This is a genomic window from Komagataeibacter medellinensis NBRC 3288, from assembly GCF_000182745.2.
Lineage (GTDB): Bacteria > Pseudomonadota > Alphaproteobacteria > Acetobacterales > Acetobacteraceae > Komagataeibacter > Komagataeibacter medellinensis.
The window spans coordinates 2,805,754-2,829,835 of record NC_016027.1; the positions used below are offsets into that span (position 1 = coordinate 2,805,754).

21 protein-coding genes are annotated in these 24,082 nt (G+C 61.1%); 8 read left to right on the top strand and 13 right to left on the bottom strand.

Annotated elements, in window-relative coordinates; genetic code table 11:
• Positions 1 to 54: 54 nt before the first annotated feature.
• Positions 55 to 1,455: a glutathione-disulfide reductase gene (gorA, locus tag GLX_RS13095; protein WP_014106440.1), complete on the top strand. Its 1,401-nt coding sequence runs from the start codon at positions 55 to 57 to the stop codon at positions 1,453 to 1,455.
• A 154-nt stretch (positions 1,456 to 1,609) separates the two neighbouring features.
• Here the strand turns inward: gorA and GLX_RS13100 are convergent, their stop codons facing one another.
• A complete protein-coding gene (locus GLX_RS13100) occupies positions 1,610 to 1,951 on the bottom strand; it encodes a hypothetical protein (RefSeq protein WP_014106441.1) in 342 nt (113 codons plus the stop codon).
• A gap of 305 nt (positions 1,952 to 2,256) precedes the next feature.
• On the opposite strand from GLX_RS13100, the gene GLX_RS13105 reads away from it, so the two are divergent.
• From GLX_RS13105 to gltX, 4 genes are all read left to right on the top strand, one after another.
• Positions 2,257 to 3,660 carry a class II 3-deoxy-7-phosphoheptulonate synthase gene (locus GLX_RS13105; RefSeq protein ID WP_014106442.1) on the top strand — a complete coding sequence of 468 codons (1,404 nt, stop codon included), beginning with the start codon at positions 2,257 to 2,259 and terminating at the stop codon, positions 3,658 to 3,660.
• 30 nt (positions 3,661 to 3,690) lie between these two features.
• Positions 3,691 to 4,857 carry a beta/alpha barrel domain-containing protein gene (locus tag GLX_RS13110; RefSeq protein WP_041247427.1) on the top strand — a complete coding sequence of 389 codons (1,167 nt, stop codon included), beginning with the start codon at positions 3,691 to 3,693 and terminating at the stop codon, positions 4,855 to 4,857.
• Positions 4,858 to 5,012: 155 nt separating this feature from the next.
• On the top strand, positions 5,013 to 5,381 hold the full coding sequence (locus GLX_RS13115; protein WP_041247428.1) for a hypothetical protein: 369 nt from the start codon (positions 5,013 to 5,015) through the stop codon (positions 5,379 to 5,381).
• 188 nt (positions 5,382 to 5,569) lie between these two features.
• On the top strand, positions 5,570 to 6,907 hold the full coding sequence (gltX, locus tag GLX_RS13120; RefSeq protein ID WP_014106445.1) for a glutamate--tRNA ligase: 1,338 nt from the start codon (positions 5,570 to 5,572) through the stop codon (positions 6,905 to 6,907).
• 124 nt (positions 6,908 to 7,031) lie between these two features.
• On the opposite strand, the gene GLX_RS13125 is transcribed toward gltX, so the two are convergent.
• The 4 genes from GLX_RS13125 to rpsD all read right to left on the bottom strand — a co-directional run bounded on the left by GLX_RS13125 (position 7,032) and on the right by rpsD (position 11,563).
• Positions 7,032 to 7,817, bottom strand: a complete 786-nt coding sequence (locus GLX_RS13125; RefSeq protein WP_014106446.1) for an RNA methyltransferase — start codon at positions 7,815 to 7,817, stop codon at positions 7,032 to 7,034.
• On the bottom strand, positions 7,814 to 9,178 hold the full coding sequence (cysS, locus tag GLX_RS13130) for a cysteine--tRNA ligase (RefSeq protein WP_014106447.1): 1,365 nt from the start codon (positions 9,176 to 9,178) through the stop codon (positions 7,814 to 7,816). Before cysS ends, GLX_RS13125 begins: the two co-directional genes overlap by 4 nt.
• Before the next feature lie 86 nt (positions 9,179 to 9,264).
• A complete protein-coding gene (locus GLX_RS13135) occupies positions 9,265 to 10,827 on the bottom strand; it encodes a peptide chain release factor 3 (protein ID WP_014106448.1) in 1,563 nt (520 codons plus the stop codon).
• 118 nt (positions 10,828 to 10,945) lie between these two features.
• The gene (rpsD, locus tag GLX_RS13140) at positions 10,946 to 11,563 is read right to left on the bottom strand and encodes a 30S ribosomal protein S4 (RefSeq protein WP_010506989.1); all 618 of its coding nucleotides are present in this window, start codon (positions 11,561 to 11,563) and stop codon (positions 10,946 to 10,948) included.
• 312 nt (positions 11,564 to 11,875) lie between these two features.
• Here rpsD and GLX_RS13145 point away from each other — a divergent pair, with 312 nt between their 5' ends.
• Entirely contained in the window at positions 11,876 to 12,424 is a 549-nt protein-coding gene (locus tag GLX_RS13145) for an HdeD family acid-resistance protein (protein WP_041247430.1), read from the top strand.
• Here the strand turns inward: GLX_RS13145 and GLX_RS13150 are convergent.
• Positions 12,403 to 13,176, bottom strand: a complete 774-nt coding sequence (locus GLX_RS13150) for an NADPH-dependent F420 reductase (RefSeq protein WP_014106450.1) — start codon at positions 13,174 to 13,176, stop codon at positions 12,403 to 12,405. The two genes, GLX_RS13145 and GLX_RS13150, sit on opposite strands and share 22 nt — an antisense overlap.
• Positions 13,177 to 13,298: 122 nt before the next feature.
• On the opposite strand from GLX_RS13150, the gene GLX_RS13155 reads away from it, so the two are divergent.
• Complete coding sequence (locus tag GLX_RS13155; protein WP_014106451.1) at positions 13,299 to 13,655, top strand: hypothetical protein; 357 nt, start codon at positions 13,299 to 13,301, stop codon at positions 13,653 to 13,655.
• Positions 13,656 to 13,664: 9 nt separating this feature from the next.
• On the opposite strand, the gene GLX_RS13160 is transcribed toward GLX_RS13155, so the two are convergent.
• From GLX_RS13160 to alaS, 3 genes are all read right to left on the bottom strand, one after another.
• Positions 13,665 to 14,615, bottom strand: a complete 951-nt coding sequence (locus GLX_RS13160; protein WP_014106452.1) for an endonuclease/exonuclease/phosphatase family protein — start codon at positions 14,613 to 14,615, stop codon at positions 13,665 to 13,667.
• Entirely contained in the window at positions 14,554 to 15,246 is a 693-nt protein-coding gene (locus tag GLX_RS13165; RefSeq protein WP_014106453.1) for a carbonic anhydrase, read from the bottom strand. Before GLX_RS13165 ends, GLX_RS13160 begins: the two co-directional genes overlap by 62 nt.
• Positions 15,247 to 15,544: 298 nt before the next feature.
• On the bottom strand, positions 15,545 to 18,196 hold the full coding sequence (gene alaS / locus GLX_RS13170) for an alanine--tRNA ligase (RefSeq protein ID WP_014106454.1): 2,652 nt from the start codon (positions 18,194 to 18,196) through the stop codon (positions 15,545 to 15,547).
• Between the two features lie 154 nt (positions 18,197 to 18,350).
• On the opposite strand from alaS, the gene tenA reads away from it, so the two are divergent.
• Positions 18,351 to 19,055 carry a thiaminase II gene (gene tenA / locus GLX_RS13175; RefSeq protein WP_014106455.1) on the top strand — a complete coding sequence of 235 codons (705 nt, stop codon included), beginning with the start codon at positions 18,351 to 18,353 and terminating at the stop codon, positions 19,053 to 19,055.
• Here tenA and GLX_RS17525 read toward each other — a convergent pair.
• From GLX_RS17525 to GLX_RS13195, 4 genes are all read right to left on the bottom strand, one after another.
• Positions 18,977 to 19,504, bottom strand: coding sequence for a GtrA family protein (locus GLX_RS17525; RefSeq protein ID WP_081477907.1), 528 nt, complete (start codon positions 19,502 to 19,504; stop codon positions 18,977 to 18,979). The two genes, tenA and GLX_RS17525, sit on opposite strands and share 79 nt — an antisense overlap.
• Positions 19,505 to 19,684: 180 nt before the next feature.
• Positions 19,685 to 20,779, bottom strand: coding sequence for an OmpA family protein (locus tag GLX_RS13185; RefSeq protein WP_014106456.1), 1,095 nt, complete (start codon positions 20,777 to 20,779; stop codon positions 19,685 to 19,687).
• A 377-nt stretch (positions 20,780 to 21,156) separates the two neighbouring features.
• Positions 21,157 to 22,242: an OmpA family protein gene (locus tag GLX_RS13190; RefSeq protein WP_014106457.1), complete on the bottom strand. Its 1,086-nt coding sequence runs from the start codon at positions 22,240 to 22,242 to the stop codon at positions 21,157 to 21,159.
• Positions 22,243 to 22,653: 411 nt separating this feature from the next.
• A complete protein-coding gene (locus GLX_RS13195) occupies positions 22,654 to 23,877 on the bottom strand; it encodes an OmpA family protein (protein ID WP_014106458.1) in 1,224 nt (407 codons plus the stop codon).
• Positions 23,878 to 24,082: the final 205 nt, after the last annotated feature.

Here is a 24,082-nt window from a genome sequence, read left to right on the forward strand (position 1 = left end):
AAAGCCGGAATGCGGCGTGCTGTCCCTCCGGCCGAGACAGGATGCACAACCGGCATGAGTCATGATTTTGATCTGTTTGTAATTGGCGCGGGTTCCGGCGGGGTGCGTTGCGCGCGCATCGCGGCCAGCCATGGTGCGCGCGTGGCGGTGGCGGAAAGTCGGCACTGGGGGGGCACCTGTGTCAACCTTGGCTGTGTGCCCAAGAAGCTGATGGTGCAGGCCAGCGATTATGGCGACTGGGTGGAGGACAGCCACGGTTTTGGCTGGAACACAAAACGCGGCCAGCATGACTGGGCCGCCCTGATCGCCGCCAAGGACCGCGAGATCGAGCGCCTTAACGGCATCTATGTCTCCATGCTGGAAAAGGCGGATGTGGCGCTATTTACCGGCCATGCCACCATTGAAGACGCGCACACCATCCGCATCGACCCCTCGCCGCTGGCCCCGCAGGTGCAACCCCGGCTCGTGACGGCCGCGCGCATTGTCATTGCCGTGGGCTCCACCCCTACCATGCCGAAGATACCGGGTGCGGAATACGCCATTTCCTCCGACCAGGCCTTTCATCTCAAGCATCGCCCGCAGCGGGTGTGCATGGTGGGTGGTGGTTATATCGGGGTGGAGTTTGCCGGAATCTTCCGCGGCTTTGGTTCGGAGGTGGATCTGGTCTACCGCCAGCCGCAGCCGCTGCGCGGATTCGATGTCGACCTGCGCCACGCCGTGCATGACGCCATCGACCTGCGTGGCATCCGCCAGCATGAAGGGGTCTCGCCGACCGAAATCGAGAAGCGTGCCGATGGCAGCTTTGCTGTCAGCCTTGATAACGGCACGCGGATTGAGACGGACTGCGTGTTCTTCGCCACCGGTCGCCACCCCAAGACCACCCATCTGGGTCTGACGCAGGTGGGTGTTGCCATGCAGGAAAACGGGCGTGTGATCGTTGATGAAAATAGCGAGACATCCGTACCCGGCATCTATGCCATTGGCGATGTGACCAACCGGCTCAACCTGACCCCTGTTGCCATTGCCGAGGGGCATAACCTGGCCGACCGCCTGTTTGGTACGGGCGCGCCACGCCAGTGGTCTTACGCCACCACACCCAAGGCCGTGTTCTTCACCCCTACCATCGCAAGTGTTGGCCTGACGGAGGTCGAGGCCGCGAAGGAAGGCGATGTGGATGTGTATGTCAGCCGCTTCCGCCCCATGCGCAATACGCTCAGTGGTCGTGCGCAGCGCACGTTCATGAAGCTGGTGGTTGATCAGGCCAGCCAGGTGGTGGTGGGCGCGCACATGCTGGGCGATGATGCGCCCGAGATCATGCAGGGGCTTGCCATTGCGGTCACGGCCCGGCTGACCAAGGCGGACTGGGATCGCACCATCGGCATTCATCCCACAGCGGCGGAAGAATTCGTAACCATGCGTACCCGCACGCGGGTTACGCCCCACAAAGTAGATTAGCGCAGGATAAAAGTTTTTGGGTGCCGCCTTGTTTCAATAAAGGCGGTGTTTCCTGAAGCTTTTTGAAAAAAACTTCTTCACAGTCTTTTAAAATAAAAAACCGTTGCCAGAACAGGTCCGGCAACGGTTTTTTTATGCATCGGGCAAGGGCAGCCTAGCGCGGTGCGACCCAGCCGTTGCCGGTGGAATCGCCAAGCTGGCCATCGCCATTGATGCCGCTGCTCTGGTAAGCAGAGCCGAATTTGGAAAGGTCGGTGCCCGTTACGGAATCACGGTGCACATGCTCCAGATGGTCGGGGTCCGGGCCATGGTTCAGTTCCATGGAGGGCGCTTCCTCATAACCGGGCGGCAGATGGTTGCGCTGGCCATGGACGGTCATCTTGTCCTCGCTCTGGCTGCTGTCATCCGTATCGCGCGGCGCGGCCATGGCTGTCACGCTGAACAGGCATAACCCGGCAGAGAAGGCGGTTAAGAGTTTCCCACGTGTGGTAGCCATGATCCGTTATCCTTTTACCTGGAGGCAGCATGCCAACCATGCGCCGCAAGGGAAAGGCGTGGTCTGGCAGGCCAACCATGTCGGTTTTACATATGGGTGAAGTCTGCTGGCAATACGACCGTAAAGTGCATGGACAGGGCAGCTTTGTGGCCCTGATGCAACATCCGCCGCGTGCGGGCAGGGCTGTCCGGGGGGCATGGGGCAGAACAGGCTTTGCCATATCGGGGTTTTTTCGACATAAAGATCGCCCTTCCGCCACGGGCGGCGGGAACTGTCTTGTATCAAGAGGGATTAGGATCCGACCCATGAGTGCGACGCACACCCACAGCAGTTCTTCCCGGCAGGCCTGGACGCCGGAGAGCTGGCGGTCGTTTCCGGTGCGGCAGATGCCGCGCTATCCCGATGAAGATGCCCTGGAGAGTGTGGAGGCGCGCCTGCGCCGCTACCCGCCGCTGGTTTTCGCGGGGGAAGCCCGCCGCCTGCGCGCCCATCTGGCCAAGGCCGCCACGGGGCAGGCTTTTGTACTGCAAGGCGGCGCGTGCGCCGAAAGCTTCAGCGAATTCACCGCCGATATCGTGCGCGATACCTTCCGCGTGCTGCTGCAGATGGCGGTGGTGCTAACGTTCGGCGCCAAGGTGCCGGTGATCAAGATCGGGCGCATGGCCGGCCAGTATGCCAAGCCGCGTTCATCCGATAACGAGACGAAGGATGGCGTGACCCTGCCATCCTATCGCGGTGACATCATCAATGGTTCGGATTTTACGCAAGCTGCGCGCATTCCCGACCCGAAGCGCATGGAAACCGGCTACTTCCAGTCGGTCGGTACCATGAACCTGCTGCGTGCGTTCGCCAGCGGCGGCTATGCCAACCTGCATGAGGTGCATCGCTGGAACCTGGGTTTTGTCGAACGCTCCCCGCTGGCGCAGCGTTACGGCCAGCTTGCCGAACGCATCGGCGAGACACTGGACTTCATGGCCGCATGCGGCCTGACGGCAAGCACCACGCCACAGATCGACGAGACCGAGTTCTATACCTCGCATGAAGCCCTGCTGCTGCCCTACGAGCAGGCGCTGACCCGTATCGATTCGACATCGGGTGAATGGTATGACTGCTCGGCCCATTTCGTATGGATCGGCGACCGCACCCGTCAGCCCGACGGTGCGCATGTCGAGTTCCTGCGTGGCGTGCGTAACCCGATTGGCATCAAGGTGGGTCCCACCACCACCATTGAGGACCTGGAGCAGTTGCTCGACATCCTCAACCCTGCTGATGAAGCCGGACGCATTTCGCTCATCTCGCGCATGGGGGCGGGCAAGGTACGTGACCATCTGCCGCCACTGCTCGAGAAAGTGATGGCCACGGGGCGGACGGTCACATGGTTGTGCGACCCTATGCATGGCAATACCAGTTCAACCGCGACAGGGGTAAAAACCCGCTCCTTCGATGCCATCCTGTCCGAGATTCACGGCTTTTTTGACGTGTTTGAGGCAGCCGGCGCCCATCCCGGCGGCGTGCATTTCGAGATGACTGGCCAGAACGTGACCGAGTGCATCGGTGGTGCCCACCGCTTGACGGAAGCCGATCTTGGCGCGCGCTATGAAACCTTCTGCGACCCGCGCCTGAATGCGGAACAGTCGCTTGAGATGGCGTTTCGCCTGTCGGAAGAACTCAAGACCCGGATGCACCGCATGGCAGGCGGGGCGCGCTAGTCCCGTCAGGGGGACATGATCGGAGGGGCCATGACCCAAGGTGAGAAGACAGTGCGTGACAAAAAGGCAGGTGCCGTGGAGCACGATGTGATCGCGGCCCGCACCGATGCGTATTTCAACCGCACACGCGCCATTGTCGAACACTTTGGGGACAGGAAGGTGACCTATGCCATCTTCCTGCGCCGCCCTGTTGTGTCGGCCCCGCGACTGATGGCGGACTGGCTGCAGGCCATTGCCGCCGAGCGCGGGATCTCTATTGAATGTGATCTCATGTTCCCCGAAGGGACATGGGTTGGGGCTGGCGAGCCACTGCTTTATGTGACGGGCTCGTTCGCGCAGCTTGCCCCGCTGGAGACGCTGCTGCTCCAGCGCCTTGGCCCTGCCTGTGTGGCGGCGCATAATGCCTACCAGATGGCCATGGCACTGCCACATGTGCGCTTCATGGCCATGGAGGCCCGGCACTGCGCGGGTTTTGGCATGCAGGAACAGATGGCTTATGCCGCCTCCGTTGGCAGCCATGCCGCCCAGAAGGAGGGTGCGCTGGGTTTTGTGGGGGGCGCCAATGATGCGACGGCGCATTATTTCGGCACCACGAAGGGGCTAGGCACCATGCCGCATGCGCTGGTGGGCTATGCCGGTTCCACCCTGAGGGCGGCCGAGATGTTCCACGAGATCTATCCCGAAATGGACCTTGTGGTGCTGGTGGACTATTTCGGGCGTGAAGTGACGGACGCGCTGGAAGTCTGCCGCCATTTTCCCGAACTGGCGGCAGTCGGGCGGCTGGCCGTGCGGCTTGATACGCATGGTGGCCGCTTTCTGGAGGGATTGGACCCACAACTGTCCTATGATGTGCTCGAACGCCACACGCCGGGCAGCATCCGCCGCTACCGTTCCGACAAGGAACTGCGCTACCTGGTGGGCACGGGGGTTTCGGCTGCCGCCATCTGGCGCATGCGTGAAGCGCTGGACGAGGCCGGATTTGCGCATGTGCGCATCATCGCTTCATCAGGCTTCAGTGTTGAAAAATGCCTGAGCATGGCCGATGCCCATGCGCCGGTCGATGTGATCGGCACAGGATCGTTCATTCCCGATCACTGGTCCGAAACCTATGCCACGGCGGATATTGTGGCCTATGACGATGTGCCCCGCGTCAAGGCGGGGCGTGAGTTCCTGCTGCGTCATAACCGCGAACGCTAGAGCAGATCCTGTTTGAATGCGGGCATTCAAACAGGTGAAGGTGCTCGTATAAAAACAATAAACCAGAGCATTTTACCGAACGGGTTTTCGGTGGGAATGCTCTGGGCCGCATGGTGGTGTTGTCGCCGTGCGACCGTTTAACGAAAGGCTTGATCTTGTCAGAAACCATTTTTGCCCCCGAAGGGGGGTGGCGCGTGCGGATACTGGACCTGTCCGGCGGGGCGGAAGACAATATTGTCGAGGAAGTAGGCGGTTTTCCCGACCTGATCCAGGCCAACGCTTTTGCCCGTGCCTATGTGCGCGACAGTATTGAACGCTGCCGCATGCCCGGCCTTTCGGCGGCTGACATCCTTAAGGCCTGGTTCTCCTTCGGTGAGGATGCGGAAGTGCTGGAAGCGGGCGATCAGGGCTGGCGTTCGGCCAATGAACTCGATGATTTCGCAGCCCATGCCGCAACCCCGATGGAACGCGACTGGCGCGCGTTTGATCCCCGCCGTGGCGGTGATGAGGATGACGAGGCGTGAGAGCGCCCTTAAATCTGTAAAAGTATAAAAGTTTTTGGGTGCCGCCTTTTTTTAAAAAGGCGGCATTCTTTATAGCCCACCTGAAAAAACTTTCTCAAAGTGCCCGGTACTGCACGGCAGGCGCATTCCGCGCCAGATTGCGCATGTGTTCTCTGGCATTCGGGGCGTAATCGCCGCATATAGGGGACATGAAACTCCGTTTTGCGCCCAGCCCGACCGGGCTGATCCATGTCGGCAATGCGCGTCAGGCCATTGCCAATGCCCTGTTCGCCCGCCGCCACAAGGCCAGCTTTCTGCTGCGCATTGATGATACTGATCGCGGTCGCTCGAAAGAGGAATATGTACAGGCCCTGCAGGATGACCTGCGCTGGCTTGGCATTGGGTGGGATGAATATGTGCGCCAGTCGGACCGGCTGGACCGTTACGCGCTGGCCATTGAACAGCTGAAGGCCAGTGGGCGGCTCTACCCGTGCTTTGAAAGTGAGCAGGAACTGGCCTCCAAGCGCGAGGCCCGTATCCGCATGCGCAAGCCGCCAGTCTATGATCGCGCCATGCTGCGCATGACGCCTCAGCAGCGCGCGCAGGCCGAAGCCAATGGCAAGGTGCCGTACTGGCGCTTCCGGCTGTCCGACCACCGCACGGTGGAGTGGAACGATCTGGTCATGGGGCCGTCGCGCGTCAAGCTGCCTGCCATTTCCGACCCCGTTCTGGTGCGCGCGGACGGGACGGTGCTGTACACGCTGGCTTCTGTTGTGGATGACATGGAACTGGGCATCACCCACATCATCCGCGGCGAGGACCACGTGACCAATACCGGCGTGCAGATCGACATTGCCGAGGCGCTGGGAGCCAGACGCAACCAGTTCACCTTCGCGCACCTGCCGCTTTTGCTGGATGAGGGCGGTGGCAAGCTGTCAAAGCGGTTCGATGGGCTGTCGATTCGCGCGCTCAGGCAGGACGGGGTCGAGCCTTCGGCCATCGTGTCCTATCTTGCGCGGCTGGGCAGTGCGGATGATCCGGCGCCACTGTCGTTTGATGAACTGGCCAAAACATATGACCTTGGGCGTGTGTCACGTTCTGCCGCGCGGTTTGACATGCGGCAGTTGTTGGGCCTGAACCGCCGCATCATGCATGCCATGCCGTTCGACGAAATCCGCACCCGCCTGCCCGAAGGTGCGACAGAAGCCTTCTGGCTGGCGGTGCGGGGCAATGTGGATATGGTAGGTGAACTGCGCCACTGGTGGGATGTCGTGTCCGGTGAGATCATCCCCCCGGTGATCGAGGAAGAGGATCGTCCCTTCCTGTTGCAGGCACTGGAGACGCTTCCTGCGGAACCGTGGGATGAAACCACATGGAAGACATGGACCACGGCTGTGAAGGACGCTACGGGCCGCACGGGCCGCGCCCTGTTCCACCCGCTGCGCCTTGCGCTGACGGGGGAGGATAGCGGGCCGGAAATGCGTGACCTGCTGCCGCTTATGGGCCGGGCACGGGTGGCGGACCGGCTACAGATCGCCGCACGCTGATATGAGAAAGGCCCGGTGTCATACCGGGCCTTTTTTAACAGTAAGAAGTTTTTGGTGAAGCTTTTTGCAAAAGCTTCAAAGAACGCCGTCTTTAAAAAAGGCAGTACCCAGACACTTTATATTCTTATTTATCGCGGTCCTGCCGTGCCTTGCGCCCACGCGACAGTTCCGTCACCACGCCATGCAGCGTGCGCAGTTCCTGTTCCGTCACCTCACCGCGCAGGAAGAAGTGCCGCAGGTTGCGTACCATGCCCGCGCGCTTTTGTTCATTGCGCAGGAAGCCGCACTCATCCAGATCAGTGATCAGGTGACGCATGAAGTTGTCCAACTCGCCACGGGTGGCGACATGCGTCTCGTTGGTCATGAGCGTGCGTGGTGGCGTATCGTCTGCCGCCATCCACCATTCATACGCCATGATCATCACCGCCTGCGCCAGGTTGAGCGACATGAAGGCAGGGTTGAGCGGGTAGCGGATCAGCGCATCGGCGCGGGCCATGTCCTCATTATCCAGCCCCGCGCGTTCAGGGCCGAACATCAGCCCGACCTTCAGCCCGCGATCCGTCATTTCACGCAGTTCGGCAGCGCCACCGCGTGCGGTCAGCACCGGCTTTACGATATGGCGCGGGCGGGGACAGGTAGCGAAGACATGGTGCAGGTCGGCCACCGCGTCATCCACCGTGTCAAACACCTGCGCGGATTCAAGGATACGGTCCGCACCGGATGCACTGCGCCATGCGCGTTCCTGGGGCCAGCCGTCACGCGGGGCAACAATCCGCATGTGGAACAGGCCGCCATTGGCCATGGCGCGCGCGGTTGTGCCGATGTTCTCGGCCATTTGGGGCCGGACAAGGATCACGACCGGGCTGTTGCCAATGGGGCCGATATCCGCCCCGCCGTCACGGCCGGTCATGCCTGCCTCCATGTCGTGCCCTGCGGGCCGTCTTCCAGTAATATGCCCTGTGCCGCGAGGTCGTTACGGATTTCATCCGCGCGGGCAAAGTCACGCGCCTTGCGCGCGGCCAGCCGTTCTGCAATCAGGCTTTCGATCCTGGCTGGGTCCACCTTCGCGCCGCCACGGAACCATGCCTCCGGTGTGTCCTGTAACAGGCCCAGCAGGTTGCCCGCTGCCTTGAGCTGTGCCGCAGCCAGGCTGTCACCCGCCATGGCGGCATCGGCCAGTGCATGCATTTCCGCCAGCGCGCGCGGCGTGTTCAGGTCGTCACATAGCACCTGTACCACGTTATCGGGTGCGGGCACGGCGTCCTGCATGGGATCAAGATTTTCCAGCGCGCGGTAGAAGCGGTCGAGCATCTGGCGGGCTTCATTCAGCCCTTCGTGTGTAAAATTCAGCACAGAACGATACTGCGCGCGCAGCAGTAGCAGGCGCAGGGCCTCGGCGGGGGTATCGCGCAGCACGTCGCGCACGGTCAGGAAGTTGCCGAGTGACTTCGACATCTTCTCCCCGTTCACCAGCAGCATGGCGTTATGCACCCAGTGATTGGCAAAGTGGCCATGCGGGTGGCAGCACATACTCTGCGCGCGTTCGTTTTCATGGTGGGGGAACAGAAGGTCCGACCCGCCGCCATGAATGTCGAAGCTTTCACCCAGGTAACGCTGAGACATGGCCGAGCACTCGATATGCCAGCCCGGACGGCCCCGGCCCCACGGGCTGTCCCATCCTGGCGTTTGGTCATCGGACGGCTTCCACAGCACGAAATCACCCGGATCACGCTTGTAGGGGGCTACTTCCACCCGCGCGCCCGCAATCAGGTCATCGGGCGTGCGGCCCGACAGCGCGCCGTAGGAGGAATAGGAAGCAACTGCGAACAGTACATGCCCCTCGGCTTCATAGGCATGGCCGGTTTCGATCAGGCGGGCGATCATGTCCTGCATCTCGCCAATATGATGGGTCGCGCGTGGCTCCACATCGGGCGGCAGGATGGAAACGGCGGCCAGGTCCTCATGAAAATCACGGATGGTGCGCGCGGTCAGGTCGGCAATGGATTCGCCATTGGCATGAGCGCGGGCGTTGATCTTGTCATCCACGTCCGTGATGTTGCGTACATAGGTCACGCGCGGGTACAGGTGGCGCAGCAGGCGCACCAGCACATCGGCCGTGAGCATGGCGCGCAGGTTGCCAATATGCGCCAGGTCATAGACCGTGGGGCCGCAGTAATAGACCCGCACATTATCGGGTGCCAGCGGGACGAAGGGAACGGTGTTGCGTGTCCTGCTGTCGTGCAGGTGCAGGCGAGGCTGTGTGTCGGACATGATGGGCCTAGATGTGACAGACAGGCGGGATTAGGCAAGACCTCATCTGCGCCTGTAATGCGGGCCAGTTACGCTGGCCCGTCCGGTCAGGCGATTTCCTGCCCGATCTGCTTGATGTCATGGAACGTAAGGTCCGGGTTGCCTTCCGCCGTGCGCTTCATCATGAACGCTGAGGAGGCAAGGAAGACCGGATCCCCGTCAATATCATCCGCCATGGCCGTGCGGTTGGCCATGCAGAAGGTCTCCAGCTTTTCACGCGGGCCGGTGACCCAGCGAGCAAGGTTGTAGGGCGTCGATTCGAAGCCGATCGCAACCCCGTATTCCCCCTTCAGCCGCGACTGCAGCACGTCAAGCTGTAGCGTGCCGACCACGCCCACGATGGGTGGCGCGCCGTCTTGCGGGCGGAACAGCTGGACTACGCCTTCTTCCGCCAGTTCGGTCAGGGCCTGCCGCAGCTTTTTGGCCTTCATCGCATCATCCAGTCGCACACGGCGCAGGATTTCGGGCGCGAAGTAGGGCACGCCCGTAAAGCGCAGGTCCTCGCCTTCCGTCAGCGTATCGCCAATGCGCAGCGTGCCGTGGTTGGGAATGCCCACCACGTCGCCTGCAAATGCTTCTTCGGCCAGTTGCCGGTCGCGCGCGAAGAAGAACTGCGGCGTATGCAGCGCGAACTGCTTGCCAATGCGCACATGCTTGAGCCGCATGCCGCGTTGCAGCTTGCCCGAACAGATACGCGCAAACGCCATGCGGTCGCGGTGGTTGGGGTCCATGTTGGCCTGGATCTTGAACACCAGCGCAGTCAGCGCGGGTTCATCGGCACGTACATTGCGGGTCTCGGTTGCCTGGTCACGCGGTGGTGGGCCGAAGGCGGCCAGTGCGTCCAGCAGGTCGGTCACGCCAATTTCCTTCATGGCACTACCGAAGAAGACCGGCGTCAGGTGGCCCGCATTGAAGCTTTCAAGGTCGAATTCCGGCAGTGCGGCTTCAACCAGTTCCAGGTCCTCGCCAAGCTGCACCATGCGCGGATCGGTCTGGTCCAGTTCTTCGGTGACGTGCAGTTCACGGTGGCGGATATCGTAGGTGCCGACAAACTTGGCAGCACGCCCCACCGGCCATGTGGCGGGTGAGGTATCGAGTGCCAGCGAGGACGAAATTTCATCGAGCAGGGCAAACGGGTCCTGCGATTCGCGGTCCATTTTGTTGATGAACGTGACGATGGGAATATCGCGCAGGCGGCAGATCTCGAACAGCTTGCGCGTCCGGGCCTCGATCCCCTTGGCCGCGTCGATCACCATCACGGCGGCGTCCACCGCCGTCAGCGTGCGGTAGGTATCTTCCGAGAAGTCTTCATGGCCTGGCGTGTCGAGCAGGTTGAAGATGCAGCCGCCATATTCGAATGTCATGACCGATGTTACGACGGAAATGCCGCGGTCGCGCTCGATCCCCATCCAGTCTGAACGCGTACGCCGCCGCTCGCCCTTGGCCCGCACGTTGCCCGCCATCTGGATCGCGCCACCGGCGCGCAGGATACGCTCGGTCAGCGTGGTCTTGCCCGCATCAGGGTGGGAGATGATGGCGAATGTGCGCCGCCGGGTAATTTCGGCGGCAAGTGGGGTATCGGCGACGGTGGCGGTCACGGTCTTGTCCATTCCTGCGGCTGGCCCGATGGACGGAAGGTGGAAGCGGGCAGGGGCCAGAAACGCGGACGCCGGACGCGGGGACAAAACCCCACGCCCGGCGTCACGCCTGCCCGGTTCCGGGACTTGATCAGCGAGAGTAGAATTCGATGACCAGGTTCGGTTCCATCTGGACCGGATAGGGAACGTCGGACAGCTTGGGGCTGCGCAGGAACGAACCCTTCATCTGGCGGTGGTCCACTTCCATGTATTCCGGCACGTCGCGTTCACCGCTCTGTGCCGCATCCAGCACGATGGCCAGTTGCTTGGACTTTTCACGCACTTCGATCACGTCGCCATCACGCACCAGGTAGGACGGGATGTTGACCTTGCGACCGTTGACCGTGATGTGGCCGTGGCTGATGAACTGACGTGCCGCGAACGGGGTGATCGCGAACTTCAGGCGGTACACGACCGCATCCAGCCGGCGCTCCAGCAGGTCGATCAGGTTTTCGGAGGTATCGCCCTTGCGACGAACGGCCTCGTCATAATACTTGCGGAACTGCTTTTCGCCGATGTTGCCGTAGTAGCCCTTCAGCTTCTGCTTGGCCATCAGCTGCACGGAGAAGTCAGAGGGCTTCTGCTTGCGGCGCTGACCATGCTGGCCGGGACCATATTCGCGCTTGTTGACCGGGGACTTGGCACGGCCCCACAGGTTTACGCCAAGGCGGCGGTTGATTTTATACTTGCTCTCAAGGCGCTTGCTCATCTGTGCGCTCTCTCTTCATTCATGTGCATGGCATGCGGTCTGGCCGCCCGCCATGTCGTTGCACCGGTAGGTCCTGTTCCGCATGAACAGGACGGGCGCGCCACGTATTACCGGCACCGGGGAGCAATCACCCATGGGCACCAGCCGTATCGTCCACGTTCCCGGCAGTCGGGCGCGTATAGAAGTACTGTCCCTGCCTGTCAATTGCCGTGCATGGGAGGAGGGGGCGCAAAAGACTGTATCATGCAAGCGCAGCACCCTGTTATGAAGCAGAAACCACGAAGAAGGCCGGAAGGCGGAAGGAGGCTACGCATGGATACACCATTTACACAGCGCTGGGGGCTGTTTGTGGGGCTGGGAGTGGTTTCTTTCGCCCTTGGTATCGTGGCGTGGGTGGATGCGCTGTCCGTGTCGCTGGCCAGCACCATCATGCTGGGTGTGCTCCTGTTTGTGGCGGGCACGGTGCAACTCGTACATGCTTTTGTGGTGCGTGAGTGGGGCGGACGGCTCATGTCCATCCTGGGCGGCGCGCTTTATATATTGGCGGGCACCATGATGATGGAGGAACCGGTCACCGGCTCCATGCTCATTACGCTGTTCATTGCCGCCTGCCTTGTGGTGTCGGGGATCGGGCGTATCATCATGGCCTTCCAGCAGCGCGGCCTGCAGGGCTGGTGGCTGATCGGGCTGGGTGGGCTGATCAGCCTGCTGGTGGGTGTCTGCCTGTATGCCACCCTGCCGTGGTCCGGGCTCTGGCTGATCGGCACGTTCGTGGCGGTTGAACTGATTGCTGCGGGCCTGGGCTGGATCCAGTTCGGTCTGGCGCTGCGGCAGGCGGCTTACATTCCGCCCGCGAACTGAGCGGCAAGGGTGCGGTTGACCGGATTGTCGGCCGCAACGCCCAGCAGGCTGCGCAGGTCGCTGGCGTTCATCTGCGCCTCGAATCCGGGCCCGCCGGGCTGGAACAGCTTTGCCGATGCAAGGCTGCCTACCATGACCGGATCAAACCCGGCGTCATGGATCAGCCACCCTGCAGTGTATAGCGCCTGCGCCGCATCACCCGCCATGGGTAAGGCAAGGCGGGAAGGCGTGCGCCAGGCCTGGGCGGCAAGGGTCGTCATGTCTTCCGAATTGAAGCACCGCACTACGGCGGCAGACGGGAAAATGGTCTGGGTGACAATGCCCGCGCCTTTCTTCAGCGCCAGCCGGCCAAGCTTGCCATCACGCCAGCCATAGGGGTTGGTGGCATCGATCAGGGGCTTGCCGCTGATGCCTGCCCCGATGGTGTGCCCGACCTGTGGCAGCGCGCCGTATGGCACGGCCAGTACCACCACATCGCCAAATTTCGCGGCTTCCTGCACCGTGCCCGTACGGGAAAGGGGATAGAGTTGGGATGCCAGCCGGTTCGCGGCTTCCATCCTTACGTCGGCAAACATGATAGTGTGGCCGGCCCGGTTCCACAGATGGCCCAGCGTGCCGCCCACATGGCCTGCGCCGATCATGCCGATACGTAGCTTCCTGCCTGCCTGGGCGCGCCCCGGTACGATCATGGGCAGCACGGTGGCAAGCAGGGCGCCCAGGCCCTGCCGGCGGGTCAGTTTCAGGACTGGCATGCATTTCTCCTGTTCTTGCGGCATGTGGTAGTATGGCACGTCATGACCTGATCTGTGGTCTGGTTCTTTGCCAGCGTGCCGGTATATGACACAGACTTGGCTGAAGCAGGAGTACAGCGTCAATGACCGATATCCCCGATCAGGACAGCACAGTCGTCGCGCAATCCGCCGTTCCCGCTGGTGTGGACCATCCGGAGCAGATACTCCATGAAGCCGTGCAGGAAGATGAGGCCGCTCATGTTGCGGCCAACAACATTCCCGATCCCGGCCCGGTGCCCGGAGCACAGGAGCAGGTGGTCACGACCGACCATGATGCCGTGGCCACGACACAGGCCGCCGCCACGGCAGCAGCCAGTGAAAACCCTGACTTCATGCCCTATCGTGAACTGTTCCAGCTTATGGGAGCCGTAGTGTTCGTGATGATCGTGCTGATGGTAGGCATCAGTGCGATGCATGATTCCGGCATCTGGCCTGAATAAGTACCGGGTTCAAGGCAGGGACAGGCGCACTGATACCGGGCAGTGATCGGACAGGTGGATCATATTTCCCTGCGTGTCCGTATGGTAAAGCATCACGCGCAGGCTTGCCGGTTGCAGCCAGTCGCGCGCCGGACCACCTGCCAGGATATGGTCAATAAAATAGCTGCCCTGTGCGCAGGGGCTTGCACGACCTGCGGTGGCCAGTGTGATGGGTCCGTTCTGGGCAAGGGCCTGTAGCGCCGGGTCATCGGGGGCAAGCTGGCGGTTGAAATCTCCCATCACGACAAAGGCTTCCCCTTCATCCTGCCGCTCCAGTATCCAGTCCTGCAGGACGGCAATCTGGCGCAGCAGCGTCCGGCAGGCCGCTTTACGGCTGCCCAGCGCCGAATCGCGACATCCCGCCTTCAGGTGTACGACCAGCACCCGCAGGCTGTCTGCTCCGGTGCCAATACTGACATCCAGCCCCGTGCGCAGGTGGCGGGGGGCCGTAGGGGGATAGACATCCAGCGCTGTGACATCCGCATGCCGCACCACGGTCAGTCCCGACCTTACGGCCAGCGCCACTTTCTGCACTACGGCATCATGGGTAACAAGAATGCGGTAGCTTGGCGGGGGAAACAGCCGGGCGGCGAGTTCCGGGCTGTCCACCTCCTCCAATGCGGCAATATCGGGTGCCAGACGTCGGGCATAAGCTGTCAGTTGATCCAGTTCCGCTGCCGTGCGGGGTGTGACATCGGCGGGTAGGGCGGGATCACCCTGCGGGCGGGTGGTCAGCCACTCCAGGTTCCAGGTTGAAAGCCGGATGTCCCCGCGCGCACAGGCGGCAGGGGGTAGGAGCAGCAGGCTGGAGAGGACGAACAGGCAGCGCCACGCCGCCTGTCCTGCTGCCCGGACTGGTTCAGGTTGAGGGTGCGGCGGCAGCCTGCTGGGCGCGCAGTTTGGCGATTGCCTCATCCACATGGATGAACGTGCGCGACGTCTCGTCCAGCACCACAACTTCCCCACTGGCGATATCATAGAACCATCCCTGCAACGTCAGAGTGCCACGGGCAAGCCCTGCCGCCACGGCGGGATGGGTGCGCAGATGCGCGATCTGGAGTTGCACGTTCTGCTCCGACAGGCTGCGCACGCTGGCAGGCCCCGCATCCGATGCTTCCAGTACGGCGCGTGCGGCTTCGGCATTGCGCAGCCAGCTTGCCACGGTGGGCATCTTGTTCAGGTTGCTGGATTCGGGGTCGAGCAGGGCCTTCATCGCGCCGCAGTTGGAATGACCGCATACGATGATGTGCGAGACCTTGAGCGCGCTGACCGCATATTCAATGGCTGATGACACGCCGCCCAGCATTTCCCCATAGGCAGGGACGATATTGCCGATGTTGCGCAGCACGAACAGGTCGCCCGGTTGGGTCTGGGTGATCATGCTGGGGTTTACCCGACTGTCAGCGCAGGCGATGAACAGCGTATCGGGTGACTGGCTGTTGGCAAGGCTGGCAAACAGTTCACGGTTCTGCGGGAAGACTTCGGTGTTGAAACGTTCAACGCCGTGCAGCAGTTCGATAAGGGTATCCCGGGCGGTATTGGTATTGACCATTGTAAAATCCTGTTACCTGAATGTCCGCACAAGGGGAAAAACCATGACCCGTGCCGGCATTGCCATGCAATTCGGTGGCGCCGGACCATCTCCCGTTTTCCTTGTAACATGAAAACACCGGTTGTTCCCAACAGTTTCTTCATGTGGCGGTATGGAAATACTATGTAATCGCAATATAATTAAGAAAACTTCATTTACTATATTGAAGTATTTTCATTCCTTTATATTGCGGCGTACAGCACAACGGCGCACCTGGGCGCGCCGTTGCATGGTGGAACCAACTGGTACGGGACCGGCGTTAACCGGCAACGCCCTGCTGTAGCGTGGTACGCACGGCCTCCAGCGCCGCATCTGCCTTGCTGATGTCCGGGCCACCGGCCTGAGCCATGTCGCGCCGACCGCCGCCACCCTTGCCATCCATGGCCGCGCTGGCCGCGCGCACCAGGGCCACGGCATCGACCTTCTCGGCCAGGTCGGGCGTGGCAGCGATGACAATGCTGCCCTTGCCATCGGCCGTGGAGATCAGCGCGATGACTCCGGAGCCGATTTCCTTGCGTAATGAATCCGCCAGTGGCTTGAGTTCCTTGGCCGGCAGTTCACCCACATTGCGGGCGTCCAGCTTTATGCCGCCCACGTCCACAATGCTGGCCGCTGCCTGGCTGCCCGATGCCAGCTTGCGCTGCAGGTCCGAAATCTGGCGTTCCATCACCTTGCGCTCTTCCAGCAGCACGGCCAGTCGCTCCGGCGCTTCCGCAGGCGGTACGCGCATCATGGCGGCCATCTGGTTCAGGCGCTCTTCAGTGGCGATGGTGGCATTCTGCGCGGACAGTCCGGTCACGGCCTCGATACGCCGCACGCCCGATGAGACGCCACTTTCAGACGTGATGCGGAACAGGCCGATATCACCCGTACGGCGCACATGGGTGCCGCCACACAGTTCGATCGACCAGCCGGCGCGGCCTTCTTCGGGGCCACCCATCGACACCACGCGGACCTCATCGCCATATTTCTCGCCAAATAAAGCCATCGCACCCTGCCCGATGGCTTCTTCCGGCGTCATGTGGCGGGTGGTGACATCCGTGTTTTCACGGATGCGGGCATTTACCTCGGCCTCGATATCCGCCAGTTCCTCGGGCGTGATGGGGCGGGGCTGGCTTACGTCAAAGCGCAGGCGATCAGGTGCGTTCAGGCTGCCTTTCTGCGTTACATGATCGCCAAGCCTGCGGCGCATGGCCTCGTGCAGCAGGTGGGTGGCGGAGTGGTGGGCACGGATGGCGCTGCGGCGCTCATGATCGACCTGTGCGGTAACCGCCATGCCCGGTTTGACCGTGCCTTCGATGACCGTACCGTAATGCACCAGCAGGTCGCCCAGCTTCTTCTGCGTATCGGTAATGGCAATATGCAGGCCGGGTGCGGTGATGGTGCCGGTATCGCCCACCTGCCCACCACTTTCGCCATAGAATGGGGTCTGGTTGAGCAGCAGGGCAACCTTGGTACCGGGGCCGGCGCTGTCCACCTGTGCATTGTCCACGATCACGGTCTGGACTTCGGCATCCGAGGTCTCTGTGGTGTAGCCAAGGAAATCGGTGGCGCCAAACGTATCGCGTGCCTCGAACCATACGGTTTCGGTCGCATTGTCGCCTGAACCGCTCCATGCCGCGCGGGCGCGCTTGCGCTGTACGTCCATGGCCTCGTTGAAGCCTTCGACATCAACGCCGTGGCTGGTGCCGCGCAGGGCGTCCTGTGTCAGGTCAAGCGGGAATCCAAATGTGTCATACAGCTTGAACGCGACAGCGCCCGGCAGGGGCGCGCCATCGCCAAGGTGTTCCGTCTCGTCTGCCAGCAGCGACAGCCCGCGGTCCAGCATGGCCTTGAAGCGTTCTTCCTCGCCCTTCATCGTCCCCTCGATCAGGGCGCGGGCGTGGACCAGTTCGGGATAGGCTTCGCCCATCTGCCGGATCAGCGCGGGGACCAGCTTGTAGAATGTCGGCTCCGTCGTGCCCATCATGTGCAGGTGGCGCATGGCGCGGCGCATGATGCGGCGCAGCACGTAACCACGCCCATCCTTGGATGGCAGCACGCCATCGGCAATCAGGAACGAGGTGGAGCGCAGATGGTCTGCCACCACACGGTGGCTGGCGTTGAACGGGCCATCCGGGTCCTGGCCCGTGACTTCGGCGGAGGCCAGGATCAGCGCGCGGAAGGTGTCCGTATCATAATTGTCGCGCTTGCCCTGCAAGATGGCGGCAAAGCGCTCAAGTCCCAGCCCGGTATCAATGGATGGGCGCGGCAGGGGTGAGCGGGTGCCAGGCGGATTCTCGAAATACTGCATGAACACGAGGTTCCAGATTTCGGTAAACCGGTCGCCGTCTTCATCAGGGGAGCCGGGCGGGCCGCCCGCCACTTCGGGGCCATGGTCGTAGAAAATTTCAGAGCATGGGCCACACGGGCCGGTATCGCCCATGCGCCAGAAATTGTCGGAAGTGGGAATGCGGATGATCCGGTCATCGGACAGCCCCGCGATCCTGCGCCACAGGCTGGCTGCTTCCTCGTCATCGGCATAGACGGTGGTCAGCAGCTTTTCCTTGGGCAGACCGAATGTACCGGTGACCAGTTTCCACGCCAGTTCAATGGCTTCCGCCTTGAAATAATCCCCGAACGAGAAATTGCCCATCATCTCGAAAAAGGTATGATGGCGGGCGGTATAGCCCACATTGTCCAGGTCGTTGTGCTTGCCGCCCGCGCGCACGACCTTCTGTGCCGTAGTGGCGCGGGAATAGGGGCGCGTTTCCTGCCCGGTGAACACGTTCTTGAACTGCACCATACCAGCATTGGTAAACAGCAGTGTCGGATCGTTGTGCGGCACCAGGGACGAGGACGGCACGATCTGATGCCCTTTCCCCGCAAAATAGTCGAGGAAGGTGGCACGAATGTCGTTTGTTGTGGGCATGGCGGGAAACAGACGATCCTGTATTGAAGGTATAGATATAAAACCGGATTCACTCACCTAGCGCACGTAGCACCGGACCGGAAGTAAGAACATGCGTGTGTCGCCCATATGTCCACCACATAGCAGGCGGGACGCACCAGCAGGAGAGAGCAACATGACACGGGAATGGATAGCCGAACAGGACTGGCCTCTGCTGACAACGGGACTTGCAGGCCGCCTGCGCCGTGACTGCATGCCACAATGGATGGCATTCGTGCGCCACCCCTTTGTTGATGGCGTGGCCGATGGCACACTATCGACCGATGCCTTCAGGAATTTCCTGATCCAGGATTATCTCTACCTGATCCAGTATGCCCGGGCCTGCGCGCTGGCTGTGTACAAGGCTGATGGAATAACCGGCATGCGCGCAGCAGTCGGACTACTGTCGGGCCTGCTTGAGACCGAGTTGTCCCTGCATGTCGGCTATTGCCGGGAGTGGGAGATAGAAGAAAGCGCGCTGGAAAAGGCCGAGGAGTCACTCGAATTACTTGCCTACAGCCGCTTTATACTTGATCGGGCACAGACCGGTGACCTGCTGGACCTGCTGGTGACCATGGCGCCCTGCCTGATCGGCTATGCGGAAGTGGGTGCGCGGCTGCATGCCAGCCTCCGTACACGCAGGGAAGGCAATCCTTACTGGTCATGGATCAGCCTGTATGGCGGTAGCGACTATACCGCGTTGGTAGAAGAGGGAATCCGCCGCCTTGACGAGGTGGGCGCGACCTGTGGCGCGGATGCGCGTTACCCCACCTTGCTGCGCGAGTTCACAACCGCCGTGCGACTAGAAACAGCATTCTGGGCCACGGCGCGTTCGGGCTGAAAGGGCACGATCTCGGCGCCATCATGTTTGGCGGTATCGGGTGCTTCCCCATGAAAGACCAGTTTGCGGCTGATATGGAAATTGGCCATCATGCCCGCCGCAGCCCCCGCCGTCAGCGCCAGGACTGGATTGGCCTTGAAAATGGGGGAAGTGTGAAACAGCATGAACACGCAGCCACGGTTGAGAAAAAACCCAAGCGAATTTCCGGCAAGAAAGCGGAGCCACTGGATCACGAAGTGATGCTGGTTGCCCACCTTGCGAAATGTCCATAGCCGGTTGATCAGCCAGTTGATCGAGGCTGCGATGAAGTAGGCGGCAATGGTCGCCGTGGTTAGCCCGATCAGTGGGCGCAGGCTATAGACAGCCGTTGTATCCCACCCTAGTCCTAGTAATCCTACAATGCCGAATTTTAGGAATTGTGTAATCTTCTCGGAAGAGAGTCTGAGCAAGGGATAATCCTTCTGCCTGTGGCAACAAGCCAGCAGGGCATATGGTCAGGAGGATAGGCCTGCCATGGGGGGGCGCGACAGACACAAAGCGTTATATTATGGCAGATACTGCACCAATAAAAGAAAAAAGGGGGCACCGAAGTACCCCCTTTTTTTGTCTTTACTGACGGCAGGTCGGGATCAGTGCAGGATGATCTCGACGCGACGGTTCTGGGGCTCACGCGTGTCGGGGCCGGTCGGCACCAGTGGGTGGGCTTCACCGTAGCCATGAATGTCGATGGCATTGGCAGGCACGCCGTCACGGATCAGTTCAGCCTTCACGCTGTCTGCACGGCGCATGGACAGGCCAAGGTTATACTGCTGACCACGCGGGCCGGGATGGGCCGCCGTGTTGTCGGTGTAACCATTGACTTCGATACGCGTGGTCTGGACGTGGGTGGAAGCCTGGGCGGCCTCTGCCACGATCTCACGCGAGCGACCGGTCAGGGCTGCGCCGTCCCAGTCGAAGAACACCAGGTAGGTGCGGGCTGCGGTCGGTGCGGGCGGCACGACGGCAGGAGCCGGCGGCGGCGGCGGCGGCGCGTTGTTGAACGCGTAGCGGACGCCTACGATGAACTGGTGGTTGAAGCGGTGGTCGAAGCTGGCATGGCCCGAAGCTTCCGGCCCGCTGGCCGTGTAGTTGCCCATAGTGAAGGAGGAGGGCTGGCCGATCATGCGGTATTCGGTGGTCATCTGCAGGCCGGGGACACCGGGGATGTCATAGGCTGCACCGACGATACCCTGATAGGCGAAGCCACCCTTGGTGCCGCTCATGCTGCGGGCGGGGGAGTTGCCCACCGTCACGTCATGCGCGTTCTGCCACAGGTAGCCAGCACCCACACCGACGAACGGCGTGACGGGCACATCAATGTTGAACAGGCGCTTCAGGTCGATGTCATACAGCACGTTGACGAAGCCGCCATAGGAGCGGTCGCTCCCCTTGTCGCCACGGCTCTTGCTGGAGATTTCAGACCAGTTGTAGTCGCCTTCGACTTCAGCACGCAGGCCGTTGCCAAAACCCCAGCCAACCGCGCCGAAGCCGGTCCAGCCGTGACGGTGGCCGAGCTTTTCGCGGCCCGGGCCGTCTTCGGTATCAGCAAAATGCCCGTGCTGGGTCTGCGTCAGGTTATAGCCGCCGCCGATATCGACATAGGGGCCGGTGATGGTCGTGGCTTTGGCTGCGAACGGTGTCGCTACCAGCAGGCTGGTTGCCAGCAGGGCAGAGCGGAGACGCATATGTTCGTCCTTCCTCATGTTATTACTTCTTTGTAAACCACATCACGCATGGGATGAGAAGATTAATCAATCCATATCCCTAAACACTGTGTGTTGCCTGGGGTTGCCTGGGCATTGATGCTGCAGGACGACATAACGGTAACACCTGGCGGGAAGAGAGCGGATCAATCTCTTTTCCTATTATAGAACAATTCTCTAAATGGAGAATGCCTTATTGGAAACAAGAGTTTTACAAAATGTTCAGAGGGTTATGTTGTAAAAATATCACAGAAAATTGGACGTATTTTAAAAAGTAAGAAATTTTTCATACTTTGAGGCGCGCATAAAAAAAGGAGCACCGAAGTGCTCCTTTTCTTTCAGTGACCGGCAGGTCGGGATCAGTGCAGGATGATCTCGACGCGACGGTTCTGGGGCTCACGCGTGTCGGGGCCGGTCGGCACCAGCGGGTGGGCTTCACCGTAGCCATGAATGTCGATGGCATTGGCGGGCACGCCGTCACGGATCAGTTCAGCCTTCACGCTGTCTGCACGGCGCATGGACAGGCCAAGGTTATACTGCTGACCACGCGGACCGGGATGGGCCGCCGTGTTGTCGGTGTAACCATTGACTTCGATACGCGTGGTCTGGACGTGGGTGGAAGCCTGGGCGGCCTCTGCCACGATCTCACGCGAGCGGCCGGTCAGGGCTGCGCCGTCCCAGTCGAAGAACACCAGGTAGGTGCGGGCTGCGGTCGGTGCGGGCGGCACGACGGCAGGAGCCGGCGGCGGCGGCGGCGGCGCGTTGTTGAACGCGTAGCGGACGCCTACGATGAACTGGTGGTTGAAGCGGTGGTCGAAGCGGGCAGCATCGCCGCCAACGGCGTGGATATTACCCATCGCAAAGTCTTCAACCTGACCAACCATACGATACTCGGTGGTCATCTGCAGACCGGATACACCCGGAATATCGTAAGCCGCACCGACGATACCCTGGTAGGCGAAGCTGCCATTGGTGCCAGCGATCTTGCCGCCTGCACCACTGATGTTGGCGTTTTCCCACAGGTAACCGGCACCGACACCGACGAACGGCGTGACAGGCACATCAATGTTGAACAGACGCTTCAGGTCAATGTCATACAGGACGTTGACGAAGCCACCGTAAGAGCGATCATGCCCCTTGGTTTTGACAGTATCAACGCTTTTGATGGCAGACCACGTGTAGGCACCTTCGACTTCGGCACGCAGGCCGTTGCCGAAGCCCCAGCCGACGTTGGCAAAGCCGGTCCAGCCATGGCCGTGACGAACATGCGCGCCATCATCCCCCTGCGGGCCGGGCTTATTCTCAGCATCACGCATATGCTGGGTCTGGGTCAGGTCGTAACCACCGCCGATGCCAACATAGGGGCCGGTGATGGTCGTGGCTTTGGCTGCGAACGGTGCCGCTGCCAGCAGGCTGGTTGCCAGTAACGCTGCGCGAAGACGCATGTTTAAGTCCTTAAACTCTGTTGTTGCAGGGCAGAGCCCTATCTTGTGGTCCGGGCAATGGATTTGCCCCGAAGACAGGGCAGCCTGAGATTACCCGCAAGCTATGATGCGGGGATTAGCCTGTCTGGGCAGGCTTGAGAATGGGCAAAATGGCGCAAGCGGATCATGTGTGGCAGAAAAAACACATATCTTTTAGGGAGCTTTAAGTAATCTTACGAAAAATCATGATTTTACAAGGGACTTTCCATACTATCTCGGATAGCCCCTTCTATTTTGCATAGGTCATTGCCGGAAATGGAGGAACTGTCTGACGACAGTCATGGCGCTGGACGATTCGATGCAAAAAGGGAGAATGCCGAGCATTCTCCCTGAATTTCCCATAAGTTTTTCGTTGCCGGGCCGGATCGCTGCCTAATGCAGGATGATCTCCACGCGGCGGTTCTGCGGCTCGCGCGTGTCGGGGCCTGTGGGCACCAGCGGGCGGGCTTCACCATAGCCCTGCACGCCAATGGCGCTGGCGGGCACGCCATCACGGATCAGTTCGGCCTTAACACTGTCCGCGCGGCGCAGGGACAGGCCAAGATTGTACTGCTGGCCACGTGGGCCAGGCTGGGCGGCTGAATTGTCAGTATAGCCGTTCACCTCGATACGGGTGGTCTGGACATGGCTGGAGGCCTGTGCCGCCTGTGCCACGATCTCACGCGCGCGGCCGGTCAGGAGCGCGCCATCCCAGTCAAAGAACACCAGGTAGGTACGGGCCATGGTCGGTGCGGGCGGCACGATGGCAGGGGCCGGCGGCGGCGGTGGTGGGGCGGTGTTGAAGGCGTAGCGGACGCCGACAATGAACTGGTGGTTGAAGCGGTGGTCGTAGCTCGGGTGGCTGTTATCGGCGCCGTAATTGGCGTTGTAGGACTGGGTGATGTTGCCCATGCTGAACGACTCCACCTGGCCGACCATGCGGTATTCGGTGGTCATCTGCAGGCCGGCGACGCCCGGTATGTCGTAAGCCGCACCTACAATGCCCTGATAGGCAAAGCTGCCATTGGTGCCATGCTGGCGCAGGTTGAGGCTGCTGTTGGAGGCAAGCACGGTGTTGCTGCTCACATTCTGCCATAGGTAACCCGCACCCACACCGACAAACGGCGTGACCGGTACGTCGATGTTGAACAGGCGCTTGAGATCAATGTCATACAGCACGTTGATGAAGCCGCCATAGGAGCGGTCGCTGCCCTGGGTCCGCCCGGTGGTGGAACCACCCCGTGGCCCACCCTGGCTGAAGGTCATGCCACTCAGGCCGGACCAGTTGTAAGCTCCTTCCACTTCTGCGCGCAGGCCGTTGCCGAAGCCCCAGCCAAAGGAGGCGAATCCGGTCCACCCGTCGCCATGGCGCACGCGTTCGCGGTAATGCATGCTGGGGCTATATGTATCGCGTACATCCGCCTGTGATGCGGTGGGCGCGTGATTGACGTAGCCTTTTTCAAGGCGGTCATTGTCGAAGTCATGAAGATGCTGGGTCTGGGTCAGGTCATAGCCACCCCCGATATCAACATAAGGGCCGGTAATGGTGGTTGCCATGGTGGCCGCAACCGGAGCCGTGGTCAGTGCAGTCGCCAGCAATGCCGTGCGAAGACGCATGTTCCCGTCCTTGATACTTGATCAGACGCCTTCTTTTCTGTGGAGATGGGGGCATTCCACACTGGCCTGATGCTTGTTGACACAATCGGCCTGTAGGGCCGTGATGGGCGTGCCGGCAGGAAGGCGGGGATGCTGGGTATCCGGCCCCGCCAACCCGTGGCGGGACCGTTGTGCGGGGCAAGGATTGAAATACGGTAAATGTCCT